We start from the raw sequence: 21604 nt of genomic DNA, 5'->3' as shown, positions 1-21604 counted from the left end.
TTGCAAGATCACATATCCTATGCGGTTAGACCTGCAAATGTTTGTGCAGGGTCATTCGGCTGCCAATGTAACCGATACCAATACCCAGTACCAGCGATACCGGAACCAAGATGGTAAATACGGTTCCTACCGGCACGAAAGAAACCAGATCGCCAATAAACTTGAAGCGCTCCGATACATAACTTACAATGCCCTGATAGAGGAAGAATAAAAGCACCAGCGGAATGATTGAACCGATCAGACCGATAAATACACCCTCTACGACAAACGGCGCACGGACAAACTTGTCCTTGGCACCGATCAGTTTCATGATGGCGATCTCCTCTTTACGCACGGAAATACCAACAGTAACCGTGTTATTGATCAAAAAGACGGCAACTGCCACCAGAATGATGATCACGCCAACAAAAATATAACCGATCAGACTGTTAAAATCTGATAAGGTCTGTGCTGCAACCTCGGAATAACTTACCTTTCTGACACCATCCAAACCTTGCAGATAGTCTACTAAGGTCTGCTGCATGGATACATCATTCAGATAGATCTCATAGTGTTCGGAATTAGCAAGCGGATTATCCTCGGCAAAGCCCTCTGCGGCTGCCTCATTGCCCTCAAAATACTTGTCTTTATAAGATGCCCAAGCCTCATCTGCGGTCACAAAATCATATTTTGCAACCTCAGCACGCTTGCCGATCTCCTCGCCTACCTTGTCGATCTGTTCCTGGCTGACTCCCTGATCAAAGTAAACAATAATCGTCACGCCTTCCTCGGCAGAATGTACCATTGAGGTAAAATTCACACCTATGGAATAAAAGACACCAAACAAAAAAATGCAGGCAGACATGGTCGCAATGGATGCCAGGGAGAATAACTTGTTACGCCAGATATTTTTCAGTCCCTGTCCTACGTTATACCAAAATGTACTAAACTTCATGTGTATCACCCCATTTCCCGTCACTGACAACGACGCCTTTTTTGATCGTGATGACACGCTTATTCATCTTTTTGACAATTTCGCTATTATGTGTTACCACCACAACGGTCGTTCCACGCTCATTGATCTCCTCCAATAAATGCATGATCTCCCATGCATTGGTATTGTCCAGGTTTCCTGTCGGCTCATCTGCCAGAAGGATCTTTGGCTCATTAACCAGTGCTCTTGCAATGGCAACGCGCTGCTGCTCACCACCAGACAACTGGCGTGGCAGCGACTTGTACTTTGCAGCCAGTCCGACCAAAGACAGCATGAGCGGCACCTTGCGCTTGATCTCACGTGTTGAGGACTCAACGACTTTCATGGCAAATGCCACATTTTCATAGACGTTGCGATCCTGTAAAAGACGGAAATTCTGGAATACAACACCGATATTTCTGCGGAAATATGGAGTCTTTTTGTGGGTGACCGAAGACAACTTCTGCTCATTGATGTAAATCTCGCCCTCTGTCGGTTCCAGTTCCTTGAGCAAAAGTTTGATCAGGGTCGATTTACCCGAACCGCTCTTACCCATGATAAAAACGAACTCCCCCTGCTCAATGTCAATATTGACATCATTGAGCGCCGGCACACCCTGCTGGTATGTCTTACTAACGTGTTCTAGTCGAATCATTGTTTCTTCTATCTCCTAAATGCTGTAAATTAAAAATCCTGATTTTCCATATACTTCATATACTTCACGACCATGAGTGCAATCTTGAAGGTGATCGCATCTTCAAAGACGCGCAGATCCAGTCCAGTGCTCTTTTGCAACTTATCCAGACGATAGACCAGTGTATTTCTATGTATATAGAGTTGTCTGGATGTCTCAGAAACATTCAAACTGTTTTCAAAGAATTTGTTGATGGTGGAAAGTGTCTCCTCATCAAAATCATCCAGATCCTTGCCGTCAAAGATCTCCTTGATAAACATTTTGCAAAGCGGAATCGGCAGTTGATAGATCAGGCGTCCGATGCCCAGTGCTGAATATGCGATGATGCGCTTGTCGGCAAAGAAGATCTTGCCTACATCCAGAGCCATGCCTGCTTCTTTATAGGAGCGAGATACCTCCTTGATCTCTCCGACAATCGTACCGTAAGAAACGCGGATCGCATCATCACGGTCCTTTAAGGCATCAATGATCACTGCCGCGGTCTTTCGGATATCGTCATAGGTCTCCTGCTCTGTGAGTTCTTTGACAACGATGATATTGTGCTCATCTACGGCGGTCACAAAGTCCTTTGTCTTTCCGCTAAAGAGGCTGCGCACCCGGTCAATGGAATCTCCATCCTTGTGCTCACCTGTCTCTACGATCATAACAACACGTCTGGCATTGATATCTACATGTAACTTCTTGGAACGGTTGTAAATGTCAACCAGCAATAAGTTATCCAGCAAAAGGTTCTTGATGAAGTTATCCTTGTCAAAGCGTTCCCTGTATGCCACCATCAATTCCTGAATCTGGAATGTGGCGATCTTGCCTACCAATAAGGCTTCTTCCTCATCCGTACCTTTTGCAAGAACAATGAACTCTAACTGCTGCTCGTCATACACCTTAAAGAACTGGCAGCCGGACACTACCTGACTCTCTGCTTCAGAGATTGCAAATGTAACTGCTGATTCGCGATACTGGCCCGGATTCGTAAGTGTAGATGCCAAGACACCACCCTCGCTATCCACAACAGCGAAATCAACCTTGGTGATCTGGTGCAGACCGTCGATGGTATTCTGTAGCGTCTGATTCGAAATCATATCCTTTCCTCCCTTATCTATGCAATTTCCACAATTTGACCCTGTGGTTTTTTGAAGTTTTTCACATACTTATTTGCTATTTTAATATAATCTGCCAAAAAAAGAAAGAGGCAAGCGCCACTTTTTTATGCAAAATCCCTTTTGCTGCAAATATTCTGTCAATATCTCCACATTTTGACATTTTTTTACATTTTAAAAGTCAATGCTTTTTTCCTTTTTCGACAAATTTTATCAGAAACTTACAAAACGCTTGTTCTTTTTGCCATCTACAGATTCCGCGTTTTTATCCCCAAAATTGTGGATAAAGTTAATAATTCCGTGTATAAGTCCATTTTTCCCACTTTTTCGTTGCAAAAATTGTGGATAAGTTTTTGCGGTCTTCCACCCGGATTTTTTTGTTTCTTACCAAAATTTGGATTTTTGTGCAGTTTTTCCAAAAAACACTTTTTACCTTGACAAAATTATTGTCTGAATACTTTTTGGGGGAGGAGATAGGACTTACCGTGGATGGGGCGCTGGAGTGTGTGATAGGGGCGGGGAGGCGGACTACGAGAGAATACATTGGAACAGGTTGGGACAATTTCTTATGAGGGCAATTTGCTGGGGATGAACTGTCTCTTGCACAGCTTCGACAGTCGGCAGGATGTGTCCGCCTCCCCGCCCCTATCACACACTCCAGCGCCCCATCCACGGTAAGTCCTATCCCCCTCCATATATACTGAACATTTTGCTCGGCATACACGACAATAAAAAGCCCCAGGCATTTGCCTGAGGCTTAAATCCAACTTAATATGCAAATTAGTAAATTCTACGAACTGCAAGGATCGGGCTGTAGTTTACATTGGTGTATGTGATACCGGAACTGCTATTCAAAGCATTTACGATCGTACCATTACCTGTGTAAATTCCAACATGTCCACTGTAACATACGATATCACCAGCCTGCATAGAATTCACATCTACACCATAACCAACGCTACGCATAGCACTGGAAGAATGAGGAAGTCCTACACCAAAAGCAGAATATACACTCATAACAAAACCAGAGCAGTCTGTTCCGTTTGTCAGACTAGATCCACCATAAACATACGGATTGCCAACGAACTGGGATGCATAACCTACAACTGCTGATCCGCCGGAACCACTTGGGGATGCATAGGAAGATGATCCACCTGTGTAGTAAGATCCACCGGATGATTTTCTTGAAGATGCAGCGGCTGCGGCTGCGGCTGCCTTACGCTCTGCCTCTTCCTTAGCAAGTCTTGCTTCTTCTTCTTCCTTGGACTCTGCTGTTACATAGTCAGTTGACAAAGTTACAAACTCTAAGGATACATAGCCTTCATAATCTAATAAGGATACCTTTACCCAACCTGTATCAGCCATAGACTCATCTGTTACAACCAAGTCGTCTCCTTCCGGAACCATACCCTCAACAGAAGACTCCGTTGTCGGCTGTTCTCTGACATATAAAGTCTGTGTGGTAACCGTTGCAAGTCTGGTAGAAACGGATTTTGCCAGTTCCTCATCACCGACAACAACGAACTCACACTTAACATATCCGGTACAGTTGCCGGATGTGATCTGATACCAGTCTCCCTCAGTAGCAAGTACGGTAGCGGCTGACTTGTTGTATAACTTGCCGACAACATCGCCATCCTCGCTTGGGGTGCTACGGATATTAACGTAATTGTCTACCTGTGCAATGGCTACATTGGCATATTCAGACTGCTGTGTCTGCTCAACTGTAGTTGTGTCATTACTTGCCACATCACTGGTGTTATTGGCTGCTGCTGAAGCATCGGATAAAATGTTCGCCAAAGTCAATGATACACCTGACAAGGTAGAATATGAATTAGATGCGACCGTTGCGCTGTCTGTAGATGCCATACCTACAACACCGGCAACCGGAGAAGCAAGAGATGTCATAGACACACTGCCTAAAAGCACACCTGCTGCCACCGCATATGAAATCTTGATCTTTCCATCTTTTCTCATGTTATCGTAAACCTCCATGTGAAACATTTGTTACGAAATTGTTACATCACTTTTGCCATTATAGCAAAGGGTTCGCAACCTGTCAAGTCCACGCCCTTACTAAATTGCGACATTAGTGTGTCTCGCACAAATAATGTTCCACGGATGTGATCGCATTGGCACCGTCTGCCGCCGCCGTGATCACCTGACGCAGTTGTTTTGTCCTGCAATCCCCTGCAACAAAAATACCCGGTATATCCGTCACGCCATCTTCGGCTGCAAGGATATAACCTGCCTCATCACGCTTTGGCAGCCCCTGTATGGTATCTGTATTCGGCTTGATGCCAACAGCAATGAAAATGCCCTGCACCGGCAGATCTGTCGCCTCCTTTGTCTTGGTATTGGAAATATGCAGTTTTTCCACCATATCCTGACCAAGGATCTGATCCACAACCGAATCCATCAGGCAGACAATATTTTCCTTCGCCTGCACCTGCTGCTGCAAGACTTTTGCCCCACGAAAAGCATCGCGTCTGTGGATTAAGTATACCTTGCGACAGCCCCTTGCCAGAAAAAGTGCATCCTCGAGTGCCACATCGCCGCCACCGACCACAGCTACATCCCGGTTCTTAAAGAAAGCCCCATCGCAGGTTGCACAGTAAGATACGCCCATACCGCAAAGATCTTCCTCTCCGGGAACTCCCAACTGTCTATGGGATGCTCCCATGGCAAGCACGACCGTCCTTGTCTCAAAGTCTCCTTGATTGGTATGGACAACTTTATGATCCTGCTTGTCCTCAATGGCAGTCACCGTCGCCGTCTTGACCTCTGCTTCTTCCGCATCGACATGTCCACGCATCTTTTGTCCCAATTCCATGCCACTGATCCCCGGTAGTCCCGGGTAATTATCAACCTCATAGGTATTGATGATCTGTCCTCCGCTCAGAGGTGTCTTTTCCAGAACCAAAGTCTCGAGTGCCGCACGTTTTGCATAAATAGCCGCTGCCAGTCCCGCCGGACCACTTCCTATTATAATTACGTCATACATTTTTCTTCTCCTTTTATCTCCTCTTGTCATTTTCTTCCTGATGTGTCATACTACAATTAAGTATGACAGAATATTCCATAGATATACATGGTCTATCGCATAGAAAGGAGGAATTGTCATGAATATTACACCTGTTTCTTCCGGTATGATATCAGATACCGGCGCCTTACAACAGATCGGCATTGCCATGTTAAGCAAGCAACTGGATACTGCCACATCTACCGGTGATCTTCTTGCCGCTTCTCTGTCTTCTATGCCAACCCCTGTTTCAGAGGCTTCTATAAATGGTATCGGTCAGAACATCGATCTGCGCGTCTGATCGGATCCTTACAATTCTATAACAAGTGTAAGAAAAGAACCGCTAAGGGTTCTTTTCTTTTTTCCTTCTGCAATTATAAACTTCTCTTATTTCAAAGCAATGGCTTCGATTTCAAGCATAACATCCTTTGGCAGTCTTGCCACTTCTACACAACTGCGGCTTGGATATGGCTCTGTGAAGTATTTTGCATAAACTTCGTTGATCGCTCCAAAATCATTCATTTCCTTAATGAATACGGTTGTCTTTACTACCTGGCTGATGTCTGTACCGGCTGCCTCCAGCAGATTTTTCATATTTAAGAATGCCTGCTCTGCCTGTGCTACAGATCCCTCCGGGATATTGCCTGTAGCAGGATCTACCGGGATGATACCTGATGTATAAACCATACCGTTTACTTCGATTGCCTGTGAATATGGTCCGATTGCTGCCGGTGCCTTATCTGTTGCGATTACTTTTTTCATAATGCACTACTTCCTTTCTATTTCTAATGGACTACCTGTCAGGTGCAGGTTCTCCTTTTTTACGTCTTTTGCTATTATAGCATACTCCTATCCTATGGTATAGAAAAACTTAGTCCGCTTTACGGATCTTACCGTCCGTGATCTGAATTCTTCTTTCCTTATATAAGCGTCCTACCGCGCGTTTGAATGCAGCCTTGCTAAGTCCTGTCTCACGGAAAATGATTTCCGGTGTTGCCTTTTCCGTAAACGGCAGAACGCCTGCATAGGACTCGATCAGATCCATGATCCTTTCCGCATCATCATCCATCTGCATATAGGCTTTCTTACGCATAGATACATCCAGTTTGCCGTCTTCCTTGATGCCGGTCACCTCCACCGTGATCACATCTCCTAATTGCAGATGTGATGTGTCTTCATGTTTCGGGATCATGGCTGAATATTTGTCATCGATTGCCAAAAATGTACCAAAATCATGACCGAACTCATAAACACGTCCCTCCACTTCATCACCGATCTGATACGGTGGATTGGTGGACAGGCCTTCATAGATACCGCGCGTGCTGGCGCATAAACGATTGCTCTTATCAATATAAAGGCGTACCAAGATCTCGTCACCCTCATGCACCTTTCTGGTCTGCTCCTTATACGGAAGCAGTAAGTCTTTTTCCAAGCCCCAATCCAAAAAAGCACCGATACGTCCCACTTCTTTCACTGTAAGAACCGCGATCTCATTTAAGGTGATAAATGGATGCGTCGTTGTCGCGATCATACGATCTTTGGAATCCCGGTAAAGAAAGACCTCGATCTCGTCACCGACTATGGTCTGGTCCGGAACCTGCTTCTTGGGAAGTAGGACTCTCTCCTCTGCCTTCGCCTGATCCTTATCTGCCAGATAGACACCAAAATCTACTTTTTTTATGACCCGTAAGGTCTGCATACATCCTAATTTCATTGTATTTCCTTTCTTATTTGTTGTTGATTGTAAATTCAACAACCGCAAACAATTCTTTTTCCTCGTTTTCTAAAGCAACCACACGCTGATTTTCCTCTTGCACACTGTAGCAGATAACCTGATCTGATAAGACTGCTGATTTGCGAAACTCCACATAAATCTGGCTTATCTTTTGTCCTCTCGGCAGGCACTCTCTCGCCGCCTCAACATAATGGGCATTGTTCATATGATGGTTGGTATCCAGATGCAACTTGGTCACAGTAAAGTCATAGACTCTGGTCATAGTATCCGGCAATTTACGCTTGCGCAGGTTCCATTCACCCTCTAACTGCGGATCAATCGTATAGGCATCCAGCATTTCCTGTGGCAGACGTACCGGCGACAATTTATCCAGATCCATCAAAATCCACAAGGAATCGGCTTGGACATAGACCCGTCCCGCCTGATCCTCGATCGTAAAATTACGATATCCCAGCATACCGCGAAAACGATACGGCCAAGTCTTGACCACGATCGACTCACCCACCATCGGCATTTCCTTTAATAATTTGATCTGATAGGATGTCACAAACCAGCCAATATGATGCTCTGCCAGATAGGATAAGCCCACGCCCAGATCTTCCGCCTGCATGGTACAGCAATCCTGCAAGTAATTCATAATGCCCGATACAGACAATCTGCCTTTTTCATCTGCCTCACTATATCTTACACGGCTATGTAATGCATACATTGTTTTCGCCCTCTCATCATTTTTCTAGTCCATTATAAAATAACACAAAATAGAGATAAGGTAAATGTATCTGTTTTGAGCCACGGACAATCACCCACAAAAAGCGCCAGAAACGGCATATTCGCTATACCGCTGCTGGCGTTCTTTCTTTTTTATGGTGTTGTACTCGGCGTTGTGCTACCGTCACCTGACGAGCCACCGGAGGAACCGCCCGAACTGCTGCCGGAGCTGTTGTCCCCTCCCGAAGTGTCAGTCTGTGATTTATTGTCAGTAATGGTTCCCTCAACCGTCGGCTTGACGCTTCCATCACTTGTGGAACCATCGCTTGTGCTGCCGGAAGATGTATGCACGCTGCATACTGTATTCAATGCTTCTTCCGTGATCAGATATGGTCCGTCTTCTGTCTCCGCCGTACCACCGATGATGAATACCGTCGGCACACGATTTTCAGCTGGGCAATACTCTCCGGCGATCTGACCGGAGGCAGAGCAGATGTCTAACTTGACATGATGGTCACAAGTCTCTTTCGGTACAGAATCCTTATCGAAATACTCGGTATAAACCATAGAGCCTCTCGGATCCGCATCGCAGACACCCTCGATCGCCAGTTTACCTGACTTCTTACATACCTGCGCCGTCACAATACCGGATGGCTGTGTAAACTCCTTACGAGGCAGGTTCTCATGGATACGCTGCATGACTGAATGCCAGATCAGTTTGGCATATGCGGTATAAGTCTGCTCCGTATTGTCATCATAGCCGCCCCAGACTGCCGCTGTATAATATGGCGTGTAGCCTGCAAATACCGTATCACGGTTCTTGGTCGTCGTACCGGTCTTTGCCGCCGTCGGCATATTGGAAAGTCCCGCACCGGAACCTGTACCGGATGTGATAACATCCTGCATGGCATTGGTCAAAAGCCACGCCGTCGTATCCTTTAACACTTCCTTGGAAGTATTTTGTGTATTGTCCAGGATCACATTGCCGTTATGATCCAAAACCTGTGTATAGAATACCGGCTTGTTGTAGTCTCCGCCATTTGCGATCGTTGCATAAGATGCCGTAAGTTCCAGATCCGTAACACCATGGGTCAGACCGCCCAGACATAAGGTCTGGTTGTTGTCTCCCGGTTCCAAAGTAGAAATACCAAGGGCTTCTGCATATTCAAAGCCAAGTCCGGTACCGATCTGGGTCAGGTTCTTGACCGTCACGACATTCATGGAAGATATGATTGCATCACGGATCGTGGTAAAGCCACGATAGCGATTGTCGTAGTTGTGAAGCGGCGTACCATTTGCATAACTGGTCGGTGCATCATCCTGCACGCTGGCAAGGGTCAATCCGCCGGCATCCAATGCTGCCGCATAACAACCGATGATCTTGAAGCAGGATCCCGGCTGACGTGTAATGTTGGTTGCACGGTTCAGCGTCTTGCTGGCTGTCTTGTCGCCACGACCGCCTACTAAAGCAACCACATGTCCGGTTGCCTGGTCGATCACGGAAATGGCAGCCTGTGGCTGTAAAGTATAAGTGATCGTCTCGCCACCCTCGGCGATCGTATCGCCTTCTTCCATGATCTCAGACTTATACTGTTCAATCGCCTGATCACATTCTTCCTGTGAAGAGAAGTTAATATCATAATTCGGATTCTGCGCCTGATAGTAGGTCAGCATGGTCTGCTCACTGTAATTCTGATAAGTGCCGTCCTTCTTCGTCACCGTCAAACGGTAAGAGAAAGAATAAAGCACATGATCTGAATAGTTTGCATTGTTGTTGACTTCCTCCTCACAGATGGTCTGGATATTGCTATCCTGCGTAGAGTTGATGGTCAGACCGCCACTATAAAGCATCTGATAAGCCTGCGCCTCTGTATAGCCTTTTTGGTCTACCAGATCATTTACCACTTCATCCGTCAGCGCATCTACAAAATAAGAAGTGCTTGCACTGGATTCATTCTGCGCATTCACGATCTGGATACGATCGTAAAGGTTGTCCTCTAAGGCTTCATCATATTCCGACTGGTTGATATAGCCCAGATCCAACATCTTTTTGAGGACTTTTTTACGTCTGGACGCATTGTCCTTCGGGTTGGTGATTGGATTGTACTTGGACGGATTCTGCGTGATTGCTGCGATCGCCGCATCCTCGGACAAGGTCAGTTCGGAGACAGACTTATTGAAATAACGCTCCGATGCTGCCTCAACTCCAAGGGTATTCTGTCCTAAGTTGATCGTATTCAGATAATTTTCCAGGATCGTATCCTTATCTTCTACCTTTTCCAACTGGACTGCCAGATACTGCTCCTGGATCTTACGGTTGACACTGTCTAAGAGTGTGGCTTCCTTTGTCCACGTTGTAAAATAGTTGTTTTTCAGCAATTGCTGGGTGATGGTCGATGCACCCTGCATCTTCTCACCGCCACTGATGATACCGGTAAAGCCTGCACGGATAATACCACGCAGATCAATACCATTGTGCTTGTAAAATCGCTCGTCCTCGATCGCTACAAAGGCATGCTGCAAGTCCTTGGGGATCTCATCGATTGTCACATAAGTACGGTTGGAGCCGGAGGCTGCCAGCGTCTCGATCTCATTTCCCGCTGAATCCAAGACTGTCGTGGAAAATCCATTCGGGGAAATATTGACCTCTGAAATATCCGGGCACTCTTTGATCAACTTGACTGCATACAGACCGCCTGCCACAAGTCCGACAGCGATGATGCAGAGAATGCATACCAAAATGGTCTTAATAAAGGTAATGCCGAATCTCTTTTTATTTTTGGCACGTTTGCTCGAAAGTTTAGCACTTTGCTTTTGTGCACTTTTTTTACCGTAGTTCATATCGTTCTCCTTTACTTACCATGCCTGTCCAAAAGATATACAGGCATGGGTATTGGTCAGAATTTAAACAAATCTACTTTATTATACCAAAAACTTCATATATAATAAAGAAAAATGTGTGGGAGAGACAGGCATGGCAGAATGCACGAAAATACTATATCAGGCGGCGTGGGCGAGATCATCGAAAAGAAATCCCGCTTTATCGCCAGTGTCGCACCTGTTGCAACAGAACAGGAGGCACTGGACTTCATCGCAGCCAAGAAAAAGGAATACTGGGATGCGCGGCATAACTGCTATGCTTATATCATTGGCAGCAAACAGGAAATTATGCGTTGCTCCGATGACGGCGAACCGGCGCAGACCGCAGGACGGCCTATGCTCGATGTCCTCCTGTCCGCTTCCGTCTACAATATCGTTGTCATTGTGACCCGATATTTCGGCGGCGTCTTACTTGGTACCGGAGGCTTGGTACGCGCCTATCAGGGAGCAACCAAGGCAGGACTGGATGCCAGTGTCCTGGTTGAGCAGCGTCTTGGTCGGGAACTCACCATCACCAGTGACTACAATGCCTATGGCAAGATCGACTATCTGCTACGCGAACATGCCGTGCCCGTTTCGGCAAGTGAATTTGGCGCTGATGTCCGTCTGGATGTCGTCATCGATGCCGATCTTTACGACAGTCTGCCGACCGAGATTGCCAACGTAACCAGCGGAAATGCCCTGCTTTCCTGGGGTGATTACGTGCGCTACGGCTACGATGCAGAAAAAATTATAATTTTTGAAAAAAAGACTTGATTTTTCTTTTCGCCTTCTATATAATGTTCATTGTTGAGTTGCTGTTAGACAAGTCGCTCACACAAGGCATAATGGCCCATCGCCAAATGGTAAGGCAACGGACTCTGACTCCGTCATTTCAAGGTTCGAATCCTTGTGGGCCAGTTTCAAGAACTTCTTTATGAAGTTCTTTTTTTATTTCCATTTTTTAAATGTGCAATGAAAAAGACGGCTCAGATTGGAATAACCATATTCCTCTCTGTCCGTCTTTCTTTTTCTATAAGATCATTTATACCTCAAAGATCAGATCTCCATAGGAAGGCATTGGCCATGCTTCCTTGTCTACCAGCATTTCCAATGTATCGACCGGAGCACGCAACTCTTCCATTGCCTTAAATACTTCATCGTGATAGAATTTGGCTCTGGACTCGTTCTCTTCCATGGTAAGCCCCTCTGCAACCACTTCCTGCAACTTAGCAAGTGCTACCTTTGTATCAGCCAATAAGTCAGATACCTCTACCAGAAGTTCGGTCTGCACGCTGACATCTGCATCGCAGGCAGCCTTGATCGTGTTGATCGAAGTACCGAGTTCTGTCGCATACTTGATGACTGCCGGAATGATCTGCTTGCCGGCAATATCGATCATGGTCTTAGCCTCGATATTGATCTCCTTTGCATAAAGTTCGTACTCAACTTCTGCACGGGATTCCAATTCTGCCTTAGTAAATACGCCAAAACGCTCAAACAAGGCAATGGACTTGTCTGTGGTAAGTGCAGGGATTGCCTCCACCATAGACTTGATATTCGGAAGTCCACGTCTTTCGGCTTCCTCTACCCATGCGTCAGAATAACCATTGCCGTTAAAGACGATGCGCTGATGGTCTGTCACCAACTGCTTGATCAGATCATGCACTGCCAAATCAAAATCCTCCGCCTTCTCTAAGATATCGCAGACATCCGCAAATGCCTCTGCAACGATGGTATTCAGTACGATATTCGGCTCGCCGACAGAATCCTGAGAACCAACCATACGGAACTCAAATTTATTTCCTGTGAAGGCAAACGGTGATGTACGGTTACGATCCGTAGCATCTTTCATGAAATCCGGCAAAGTCTTAACGCCGGTCTCCAACTTGACACCGGAGATCGAATGTGTCGCTGCTCCGGTATCAATGAGTTGTGTCAATACGTCCTGCAACTGCTCGCCCAGATATACAGAGATAATAGCAGGAGGTGCCTCGTTTGCGCCCAATCTGTGATCATTTCCCACATCTGCTGCTGACTCGCGCAAAAGGTCTGCATGTTCGTCTACCGCGCGCAGGATACATGCCAGAACCAGTAAGAACTGGATATTGTCATGTGGTGTCTTGCCCGGTTCCAAAAGGTTGATACCATCATCGGTAACCAGTGACCAGTTATTGTGCTTACCGGAACCATTGACGCCCGCAAATGGCTTCTCATGGAGCAGACACTGCAAACCGTTACGTCCGGCTACCTTTTTCAAAGTCTCCATAATCAACTGGTTGTGGTCAACTGCCACATTTGCCTCTGCATAGATCGGTGCCAGTTCATGCTGAGCCGGTGCCACCTCATTGTGCTGTGTCTTGGAAGATACGCCCAGTTTCCACAACTCAATATTGACATCGCGCATATATGCTGCAATCCTCTCACGGATTGCGCCAAAATAATGGTCATCCATTTCCTGTCCCTTTGGCGGCATAGCACCAAAAAGAGTACGTCCGGTGTAGACCAGATCCTTACGCTGTAAGTACTTGGCACGGTCTACGATAAAGTATTCCTGCTCTGCACCGACTGATGGCATAACTCTCTGTGAAGTGGTATTGCCAAATAAACGGAGCAGGCGGACAGACTGCTTGGAGACGGCTTCCATGGAACGCAGAAGCGGTGTCTTCTGATCCAATGCCTCACCTGTATAAGAACAAAATGCAGTCGGGATGCAAAGTGTTGCACCTGCGGCATCCTGTCTGACAAAAGCCGGAGAAGTACAATCCCATGCTGTATAGCCACGCGCCTCAAACGTTGCACGCAGACCGCCGGACGGGAATGAAGAAGCATCCGGTTCGCCCTTGATGAGTTCCTTGCCGGAAAAACTCATAAGTACCTTACCATTGGACATCGGCGCAGTGATAAAAGAATCATGCTTTTCTGCCGTCACACCGGTAAGCGGCTGGAACCAATGTGTATAGTGGGTTGCTCCCTTTTCGATCGCCCATTCCTTCATTTCATGAGCAACAACATCTGCTGTTTCCGGGTCCAGTTCTCTGCCCTGACTGATGACCTCTTTCATCTTCTGATAGGTTTTCTTTGGCAAACGCTCACGCATCACAGAATCATTAAAGACATTCTCGCCAAAGATATCAGCAACGTTGAAATATTCCTGTTCTTTCATAATACTTTTCCTTCCTCGTTTCTTTCACTTGTAGCACAACTCTATCAAATATATCATAAAAATCTGATAAATCATACTATTTATAAGCAAAAAGGTGCCCCGCTATGAAAAACACATACGGAACACCTTTGTACCATCAAAAATATTAAGCTCTATTTACAGAACCAAACAGTTCCATCTTCTCTTTCACCGTTGCCTTGATTGCTTCTGTTCCAGGTAAGAGAAGTTTTCTAGGATCAAAGCCCTTGCCTTCCAGATCCTTGCCAGCCTCGATATATTCTCTTGTTGCTGCTGCAAAAGATAACTGACACTCTGTGTTTACATTGATCTTGGCAACACCAAGCGAGATTGCCTTCTTGATCATGTCATCCGGAATACCTGTACCACCATGAAGAACCAGTGGCATATCTCCTGTCAACTGCTGGATAGCATCCAAAGTCTCAAAACTAAGACCAGCCCAGTTTGCAGGGTACTTACCATGGATATTACCGATACCTGCTGCAAGCATATCAACGCCAAGATCAGCGATCGCTTTACATTCCTTAGGATCAGCACATTCTCCCATGCCGATAACGCCGTCTTCCTCTCCACCGATAGATCCTACTTCGGCTTCGATAGACATTCCCTTGCTATGTGCAAGAGCAACCAACTCTGTTGTCTTTGCAACATTCTCATCGATTGCATAATGAGAACCATCAAACATAATAGATGAGAAGCCTGCCTCAACACACTTCAAACATCCTTCATAACTACCATGATCCAAATGCAATGCAACCGGGACTGTGATATTCAATTCCTCGATCATTGCCTTTACCATTGCTGCAACTGTCTTGTATCCGGTCATGTACTTTCCGGCACCTTCAGACACACCTAAGATGACAGGAGAGTTCAACTCCTGAGCAGTCAACAATACAGCCTTTGTCCATTCTAAGTTATTGATATTGAACTGACCTACTGCGTAATGTCCAGCCTTAGCCTTGTCCAACATTTCTTTTGCAGATACCAACATAGCGGTTCCTCCATTCTTCTATATAATTTCACTCCATGAGTCATTATAGCTCAATTTATAAATCTATTCAACAATAATTTCCATTTCCTGTTTACAGTTGCTGATGGCAACAAGATGATGATTCCCACCGTACTCACCGTCCAAAGTCCATGACACATCTTCACTGCTGGTCAGTTTTAAGAAGTTGGTCTGGAAAGAGTAGACCTGATTGGAATCCTTGGAAATTCCTGTCAAAAAGCAAACGATATCATTGAGTTCGATCGGGTTTTTCGGGGTCTTGATTAAAGTCACTTCAAACACACCATCATCCAGAGCGATATTGCCCGGGATAATGCCCTTAAAACCACCTACGGACATGGAATTTGTCACCATGCCATAGATAAACTCATCATATAAGACATTGCCGTCATACTCTACCTGCATACGGTAAGACGGGATATCCCAGATCTGCTTGGCTCCCTCTAAGATATAGGCAGCATGCCCCAACATATTCTTCAGATCCTGACTGGTCTGGTAACTCACCTCGGTAAAGATACCGAAGGCTGCGACGTAGACAAAATAATCTTCATTAAATTTACCTACATCACAAGGGAAAGGCTTTCCCTCCGCAGCAATATGCGCTGCCTGTACCATATCTGATCCGATCCCCAGTGAATTACCAAAATCATTGGTACTTCCGGCAGGAATATAACCGATCGGCACCGAAATGCCAGATGCCATAACACCGGTGACAACCTCATCCAGTGTGCCGTCTCCGCCACTACAGATGATCCTGTCATAGTTGCCTGCCTCCGTGCGCGCTTTTTGCACGGCATCGCCTGCAGACTGTGTTGTATAGACCGTCACTTCATATCCGGCTTTGACCATCACATCAATGATGTCTGCGAGATTCTCTTTTATCTTCCCTTTGCCGGAACGCGGGTTAAACAAAAATAAAACTCGTTTGCTCATGCTAAAAATCCTACTTTGTCAAAAACTTCTCGATCTCATCGACTGCCTTTGCATCATCCTCGCCCTCAGCGTCGATCGTAACGACATCGCCCGCAGTAAGGACTAAACTCATCATACCCATAATACTCTTGGCATTGACCTTTTTCGTGTCCATCTCAAAATAGATACTGCTGGAAAACTGGTTTGCCAACTGTACCAGATGAGCGATCGGTGTGGACTCCATACTGTCTGTCATATTGATTGTTACGTTTTTTCTCACGATTGTTCCTCCTATCCCCTATGCCTGTCTGCGATCTCGCTAATGCGTCGCAGGCGGTGATTGACGCCCGACTTTCCCAGTGGCGGATCCAGCAACTGCCCCAGATCCTTGAGCGGCATATCCGGATGTTCCAAACGTACCTCTGCGATCTCTCTGAGACTGTCCGGCAAAGAACCAAGTCCTCTGGTCTGTTCGATCCACTGGATATCTTCCACCTGTCTGACAGCCGCACTGACTGTCTTTGTGATATTCGCCGTCTCGCAATTCACCTTTCGATTAACAGAATTTCTCATTTCTTTCAGGATCCGGACATTTTCCAGATCCATCAAAGCCACATGGGCTCCCATGACATTTAACATGTCAACAATCTGAGCGCCTTCTTTCAAGTAAACTACGTAATGTCTCTTTCGCTCTACTATCTTTGCATCCACTGCAAAACCCTTCATAATCTCCTGCAGTTGCAGTGCCTGTGGGCTTGTCTTACAAACGATTTCAAAGTGGTAATTCTTGTTGGGGTCGCTGATGGATCCGGCTGCCAGAAAGGCACCGCGTATAAAGGCGCGACGACAACAGGTCTGCTGTAACAACAGCCCATCTACCACGTCCATGCGGATGGATACGCCATCCTCCCTCTCTTTATACATCTTTACCATGGTCAGGACATCTTTTGCATCCTGCTCATCCAAATGAGCCCCATATTCAGATATATTAGTTGTTTTATCTAATAAAGTAAAGTACTTTTTTTGCACCAGCGGGTTTTCCGATTCCATGGAAAGGATCGTCTTTTTCCCCTGGGTCAAAAGTTTTCCTTCATGACTGAGAATTGCCGCCAATTCCGCCAGTCTGCAATGCCTGCGTCCGTCGATATGCTGGCTCAATTCCTTTTTTACTTCTGCTGAAAAGGACATTGGAACCTCCTACTTTCCGCGCAAGGCATCTTTACCGATGTCGCGGTGCTCGATCTTGACTCCGATCGCATCTTCATCCAGTAAGCGCTCGTGCAATTTGTTTGCCAGTGTGACCGAACGGTGCTTGCCACCGGTACAGCCGATCGCGATCACCAGTTGGTTCTTGCCCTCTTTTATGTAATTCGGGATCAGAAACTCGATCATGTCTACCAGTTTGTCCAAAAAGATATGGGACTCCTCGTAGCCCATCACAAACTTCTGGATCTCAATGTCATTGCCGGTCTTGGGTCTGAGTTCCGCGATATAGTATGGATTTGGCAGAAAACGCACATCAAAAACCAGGTCTGCGTCCGCCGGTATGCCGTACTTAAAGCCAAAGGACATGACCGTCACAAAGAGGCTGCGGAAGTCTTCTTCCTGCACAAAGATCTTTTGCAGTTCCTCCTTTAACTCGCGCGTCAGAAGGTGTGAGGTATCAATGATATAGTCTGCTTCCTCTTTCAAAAATCCGATTGCTGCCCGCTCCTTGATGATGCCTGCCTGAATACGCTCCGTCCCGGACAGTGGGTGATTCCGTCTGGTCTCCTTATAACGTTTGACCAGTACCTCATCCTCAGCATCCAAAAAGAGAATGCTGTATTTCTTGCCATCCTGCCGCAGTTCGGATAAGACCGACTGTAAAAGATGTAAGGACTCGCCGCTTCGGATATCGATGCCGACGACCAGTTTCTGCTCCTTGGCGGAAGGCTGCTCCGACAGATCGATAAAACTCTTAAGAAGCGGGATCGGCAGGTTATCTACACAGTAGTAGCCAGATCCTCCAACATCTTGAATGCCGTTGACTTTCCCGCCCCGGACATCCCCGTTAATATCAATAATTTCATACTTTATCGCCTCCTGCATGCGATTCTTAAAAGTTACCCACAAATCGTACTTCCGGCTCTAAGTGAACGCCAAATTGTGCATAGACCCGGTCTGATACGTCATGCATAAGCCCCCGCACATCTGTTGCCGTCGCCTTTCCCAGATTGACTACAAATCCACAATGCTTGTCAGAAACTGCGGCATCACCGACACGGTAGCCCGCCAGTCCTGCATCCATGATGAGTTTGCCTGCGAAATAGCCCTCCGGGCGCTTAAAGGTAGACCCTGCGCTTGGGTATTCCAGCGGCTGCTTTGCCTGTCGTCTAATTCGGTAATCATCCATCTCTGCCTTGATCTGCCCTGTCTCCTGCGGGTGCAGTTTCATGGTAGCAGACAATACGATGGCACCTTCTTCCATCATACGGCTGTGCCGGTAAGAAAGATCCAGATCTTCTGCATGCCAGTTCTCGATCCTGCCGTCTGCGCGCAGGACTCTGACCTCTTGCAGGACATCCTTCATTTCTCCGCCATAAGCGCCGGCATTCATGCATACGGCTCCGCCGATCGTGCCAGGGATCCCTGCAGCAAAAGCCAGTCCACCCAATCCGTGCTCCAGTGCCGCATTAGCCACCTGGGACAGGAGCGCTCCCGCTTCTGCCCGAATCTGATTGCCCTCGACCGTGATAGCAGACGCCTCTTTGCCAAAGGATAAGACCAGTCCCTCGATCCCCTGATCTCCCACTAAGACATTGCTGCCATTGCCTAAGATGGTGACTGGGATGTCATGGGTCTTGCAATACGATACCAATGGTGCCACATCCGCAACCTGTACAGACGCAAAAAGCCCTGCTGGGCCGCCAATCCGAAAAGTGGTATGGCGGCTCATAGGCTCTTTTTCTAAAAAGTTGATATGTGGAAATTCCTTTTTGATTTCCATTGTTTATTTTCCTCCATGGTCAAATAATAAACCGTCAGATATTAGTTGTGTAAAAATGCTACATATCCCTTGTATGCTTCGTAGAGATCCACCTTGCTGATGATTTCCCATGGTGCATGCATGTTGAGCACTGCCACACCACTGTCGATGACCTGCATATCCAGATTGCCCAGGATGTAAGCGATTGTTCCGCCGCCACCTGCATCTACCTTACCGAGTTCTGCGGTCTGGAAGGACACATCTGCGTCATCCATGACTTTGCGCATTTCAGCCATATATTCTGCGCTTGCATCGTTGGAACCGGACTTGCCGCGTGAACCTGTATACTTATTAAAGACAAGACCTCTGCCGAAGTAAGCCGCATTTTTCTTTTCCATAACAGACGGATAGTTTGGATCGTAGGCTGCGCTGACATCGGAAGATAATACCTTGGAATTGCGCAGTGCACGGCGTAGCAACAACTCAGAAGTCTGACCGGTCAGTGCCATGACCTCTGCAACCGTATTTTCAAAAAAGCGTGATTCCATACCGGTTGCACCGACAGATCCGATCTCTTCCTTGTCTACCAAAAGACAGACGCTGGTGTACTCTACGTCCATCACCTCTGCGATTGCCTTAAAAGATGGGTAAGCGCAGACTCTGTCGTCATGACCATAACCCATGATCATAGAACGATCAAAGCCATAGTCTCTAGCCTTTCCTGCCGGAACCACTTCAATCTCAGCGGATAAGAAATCTTCTTCCTCAATGTCGTACTGCTCTGTTAAAATACGAAGGACATTTGCCTTGACACATTCTTTTTCTTCTTTGCTCTCTACCGGGATACTTCCCACCAGCACATTGAGGTCTTCTCCCTCGATCACCTTGGATGCCTTTTTCTCCATCTGCTCTGCAGAGAGATGGATCAAAAGATCGCTGACTCCGAATACCGGTTCTTCGTCCTTTTCACCGATACATACATTGATGACACTGCCGTCTTTTTTGACGATCACACCATGTAAAGCCAGTGGCAGGGTCACCCACTGATATTTCTTGACGCCACCGTAATAATGGGTATCTAAAAGTGCCATATCGGTATCTTCGTATAATGGATTCTGTTTGAGATCCAGACGCGGAGAATCAATATGTGCTCCTAAAATACGCATACCATCGGAAAGCGGACGCTTGCCGATCACAAAAGCAGCCACCATCTTTTTCTTGTTGATGGCATAGACCTTATCTCCTGCCTTTAAGGTCTTGCCGGAAGCGATGATCTCATCCAGATTTTCAAAGCCTGCCTGCTTTGCTTCTGCCTCAAAGAATGCTGCGCACTCTCTTTCAGTCTTGTGTTCTGACAAGAACTTGCGATAGCCGTCTGCAAAATCATAGACAGCCTGACGCTTGTCCTCTTCCTGATACTTTTTCCATGCATTTGCTCTTTCCAAAATAAAACACTCCTATCTTTTATAATATATGCAAAATCTAAGGCTTCATGCCTAATGAAAAACTACTCCTGTCCCTGACTGATATTGTCCTGGACACGACGGTAGAGTTCTTGTGCGGCATTGTAGCCCATCTTCTTTTGACGATGGTTGACGGCTGCCGTCTCACAGATCACGGCAAGATTACGTCCCGGACGGATCGGCAGGGAATGACATACCACATCAATACCCAAGATGTTCATATGCTCATCCTCAAGACCCAGGCGGTCATAATCGTTCTCCTTTTTCCAGTCTTCCAATTTGATGACAAAATCGATCTTCTGGCTCTCCTTGATACTCTCAACACCAAAAAGACTCTTAACATCGATGATACCGATACCACGCAGTTCGATCAGATGCTTGGTGATCTTCGGGGCACGTCCCAGAAGAGTGTGGGCGTTAGTCTTTCGGATCTCGACCACGTCATCTGCCACCAGACGATGTCCTCTGCGGATCAACTCCAGAGCAGCCTCGCTCTTTCCGATACCGCTTTCTCCTGTGATCAGAAGTCCTTCACCATAGACATCGACCAATACACCATGAATGGTCGTGCACGGTGCCAAAAGTACATTGAGTTCAAAGATCAACTCGGACATGAACTCGGATGTCCCGCGCTCGGTTCCCAGGATCGGGATCTTGCGCTCATGTGCAATATCCATCAAAGACTGCTCCGGTACGAAACCACGGCAAAAGATCACACACGGTATGTCGTAGGAAAGCAGTTTGCGGTAGATCTCCGCACGTTCCTCTGCGGTCTTATTATTCATATATGCATGCTCTACCATACCGATCATCTGGATCCGGTCTGCCTCGAAGTGCTCATAAAATCCATTCAACTGTAATGCCGGACGGTTGACATCCGCAACACATACGAAATGTTCCTCCAGATTGAGGTCTTCTGTAAAATTCTTTAAATGCAGTTTGTCTGCAACGATGGAAAGTTTTGCCTGTATTGGTTCCATAGTCCTTCTCCTTTATCGTCA

20 protein-coding genes and 1 tRNA gene are annotated in these 21604 nt (G+C 46.5%); 3 read left to right on the top strand and 18 right to left on the bottom strand.

Annotation, left to right across the window (positions count from 1 at the left end; genetic code table 11):
* Positions 1-25: 25 nt before the first annotated feature.
* The 5 genes from ftsX to trxB all read right to left on the bottom strand — a co-directional run bounded on the left by ftsX (position 26) and on the right by trxB (position 5747).
* Positions 26-934: a permease-like cell division protein FtsX gene (ftsX, locus tag DW996_RS11330; protein WP_118535825.1), complete on the bottom strand. Its 909-nt coding sequence runs from the start codon at positions 932-934 to the stop codon at positions 26-28.
* Positions 924-1607, bottom strand: a complete 684-nt coding sequence (ftsE, locus tag DW996_RS11325; protein ID WP_118280006.1) for a cell division ATP-binding protein FtsE — start codon at positions 1605-1607, stop codon at positions 924-926. The genes ftsX and ftsE overlap by 11 nt, the downstream gene beginning before the upstream one ends.
* A gap of 29 nt (positions 1608-1636) precedes the next feature.
* Complete coding sequence (locus DW996_RS11320) at positions 1637-2725, bottom strand: PucR family transcriptional regulator (protein ID WP_118280009.1); 1089 nt, start codon at positions 2723-2725, stop codon at positions 1637-1639.
* Between the two features lie 798 nt (positions 2726-3523).
* Entirely contained in the window at positions 3524-4720 is a 1197-nt protein-coding gene (locus DW996_RS11315; RefSeq protein WP_178011024.1) for a C40 family peptidase, read from the bottom strand.
* Positions 4721-4832: 112 nt separating this feature from the next.
* Positions 4833-5747 carry a thioredoxin-disulfide reductase gene (gene trxB / locus DW996_RS11310; RefSeq protein WP_243098768.1) on the bottom strand — a complete coding sequence of 305 codons (915 nt, stop codon included), beginning with the start codon at positions 5745-5747 and terminating at the stop codon, positions 4833-4835.
* Positions 5748-5865: 118 nt separating this feature from the next.
* Between trxB and DW996_RS11305 the strand changes: the two genes are divergently transcribed.
* Positions 5866-6066 (top strand): putative motility protein, encoded by a 201-nt coding sequence (locus tag DW996_RS11305; RefSeq protein WP_118535821.1) that lies wholly within the window; start codon positions 5866-5868, stop codon positions 6064-6066.
* An 86-nt stretch (positions 6067-6152) separates the two neighbouring features.
* Here the strand turns inward: DW996_RS11305 and DW996_RS11300 are convergent, their stop codons facing one another.
* From DW996_RS11300 to DW996_RS11285, 4 genes are all read right to left on the bottom strand, one after another.
* A complete protein-coding gene (locus DW996_RS11300) occupies positions 6153-6527 on the bottom strand; it encodes a RidA family protein (RefSeq protein ID WP_118280015.1) in 375 nt (124 codons plus the stop codon).
* A 109-nt stretch (positions 6528-6636) separates the two neighbouring features.
* On the bottom strand, positions 6637-7479 hold the full coding sequence (locus DW996_RS11295; protein ID WP_118535819.1) for a CvfB family protein: 843 nt from the start codon (positions 7477-7479) through the stop codon (positions 6637-6639).
* Between the two features lie 13 nt (positions 7480-7492).
* Positions 7493-8209, bottom strand: a complete 717-nt coding sequence (locus tag DW996_RS11290) for an acyl-[acyl-carrier-protein] thioesterase (RefSeq protein ID WP_118535817.1) — start codon at positions 8207-8209, stop codon at positions 7493-7495.
* A 152-nt stretch (positions 8210-8361) separates the two neighbouring features.
* A complete protein-coding gene (locus DW996_RS11285; RefSeq protein WP_118535815.1) occupies positions 8362-11049 on the bottom strand; it encodes a transglycosylase domain-containing protein in 2688 nt (895 codons plus the stop codon).
* Between the two features lie 141 nt (positions 11050-11190).
* Between DW996_RS11285 and DW996_RS11280 the strand changes: the two genes are divergently transcribed.
* Positions 11191-11844 (top strand): YigZ family protein, encoded by a 654-nt coding sequence (locus tag DW996_RS11280; protein WP_118535813.1) that lies wholly within the window; start codon positions 11191-11193, stop codon positions 11842-11844.
* A gap of 72 nt (positions 11845-11916) precedes the next feature.
* Positions 11917-11988: transfer RNA gene (locus DW996_RS11275), tRNA-Gln, on the top strand.
* A 124-nt stretch (positions 11989-12112) separates the two neighbouring features.
* Here the strand turns inward: DW996_RS11275 and DW996_RS11270 are convergent.
* The 9 genes from DW996_RS11270 to hprK form a co-directional block, all read right to left on the bottom strand.
* On the bottom strand, positions 12113-14233 hold the full coding sequence (locus DW996_RS11270) for a glutamine synthetase III family protein (protein ID WP_118535811.1): 2121 nt from the start codon (positions 14231-14233) through the stop codon (positions 12113-12115).
* Positions 14234-14378: 145 nt separating this feature from the next.
* The gene (fba, locus tag DW996_RS11265) at positions 14379-15242 is read right to left on the bottom strand and encodes a class II fructose-1,6-bisphosphate aldolase (RefSeq protein ID WP_118280029.1); all 864 of its coding nucleotides are present in this window, start codon (positions 15240-15242) and stop codon (positions 14379-14381) included.
* Between the two features lie 63 nt (positions 15243-15305).
* Positions 15306-16193 carry a diacylglycerol/lipid kinase family protein gene (locus tag DW996_RS11260; RefSeq protein ID WP_118535809.1) on the bottom strand — a complete coding sequence of 296 codons (888 nt, stop codon included), beginning with the start codon at positions 16191-16193 and terminating at the stop codon, positions 15306-15308.
* Positions 16194-16203: 10 nt separating this feature from the next.
* On the bottom strand, positions 16204-16452 hold the full coding sequence (locus tag DW996_RS11255; protein WP_186853969.1) for an HPr family phosphocarrier protein: 249 nt from the start codon (positions 16450-16452) through the stop codon (positions 16204-16206).
* A gap of 11 nt (positions 16453-16463) precedes the next feature.
* Positions 16464-17360, bottom strand: a complete 897-nt coding sequence (gene whiA / locus DW996_RS11250) for a DNA-binding protein WhiA (RefSeq protein WP_118535807.1) — start codon at positions 17358-17360, stop codon at positions 16464-16466.
* A 9-nt stretch (positions 17361-17369) separates the two neighbouring features.
* Entirely contained in the window at positions 17370-18287 is a 918-nt protein-coding gene (gene rapZ, locus DW996_RS11245) for an RNase adapter RapZ (protein ID WP_330428938.1), read from the bottom strand.
* Positions 18271-19161, bottom strand: coding sequence for a UDP-N-acetylmuramate dehydrogenase (murB, locus tag DW996_RS11240; protein WP_118280041.1), 891 nt, complete (start codon positions 19159-19161; stop codon positions 18271-18273). The genes rapZ and murB overlap by 17 nt, the downstream gene beginning before the upstream one ends.
* A gap of 41 nt (positions 19162-19202) precedes the next feature.
* Positions 19203-20585, bottom strand: a complete 1383-nt coding sequence (locus tag DW996_RS11235; protein ID WP_118535805.1) for an aminopeptidase — start codon at positions 20583-20585, stop codon at positions 19203-19205.
* A gap of 62 nt (positions 20586-20647) precedes the next feature.
* Positions 20648-21583, bottom strand: coding sequence for an HPr(Ser) kinase/phosphatase (gene hprK, locus DW996_RS11230; protein ID WP_118280047.1), 936 nt, complete (start codon positions 21581-21583; stop codon positions 20648-20650).
* Positions 21584-21604 lie beyond the last annotated feature (21 nt).

Origin of the sequence: Roseburia sp. AM51-8, assembly GCF_003478275.1 — a bacterium.
In the GTDB taxonomy this organism is placed as follows: domain Bacteria; phylum Bacillota; class Clostridia; order Lachnospirales; family Lachnospiraceae; genus Pararoseburia; species Pararoseburia lenta.
This window is presented reverse-complemented; position numbering and strand designations above follow the sequence as displayed.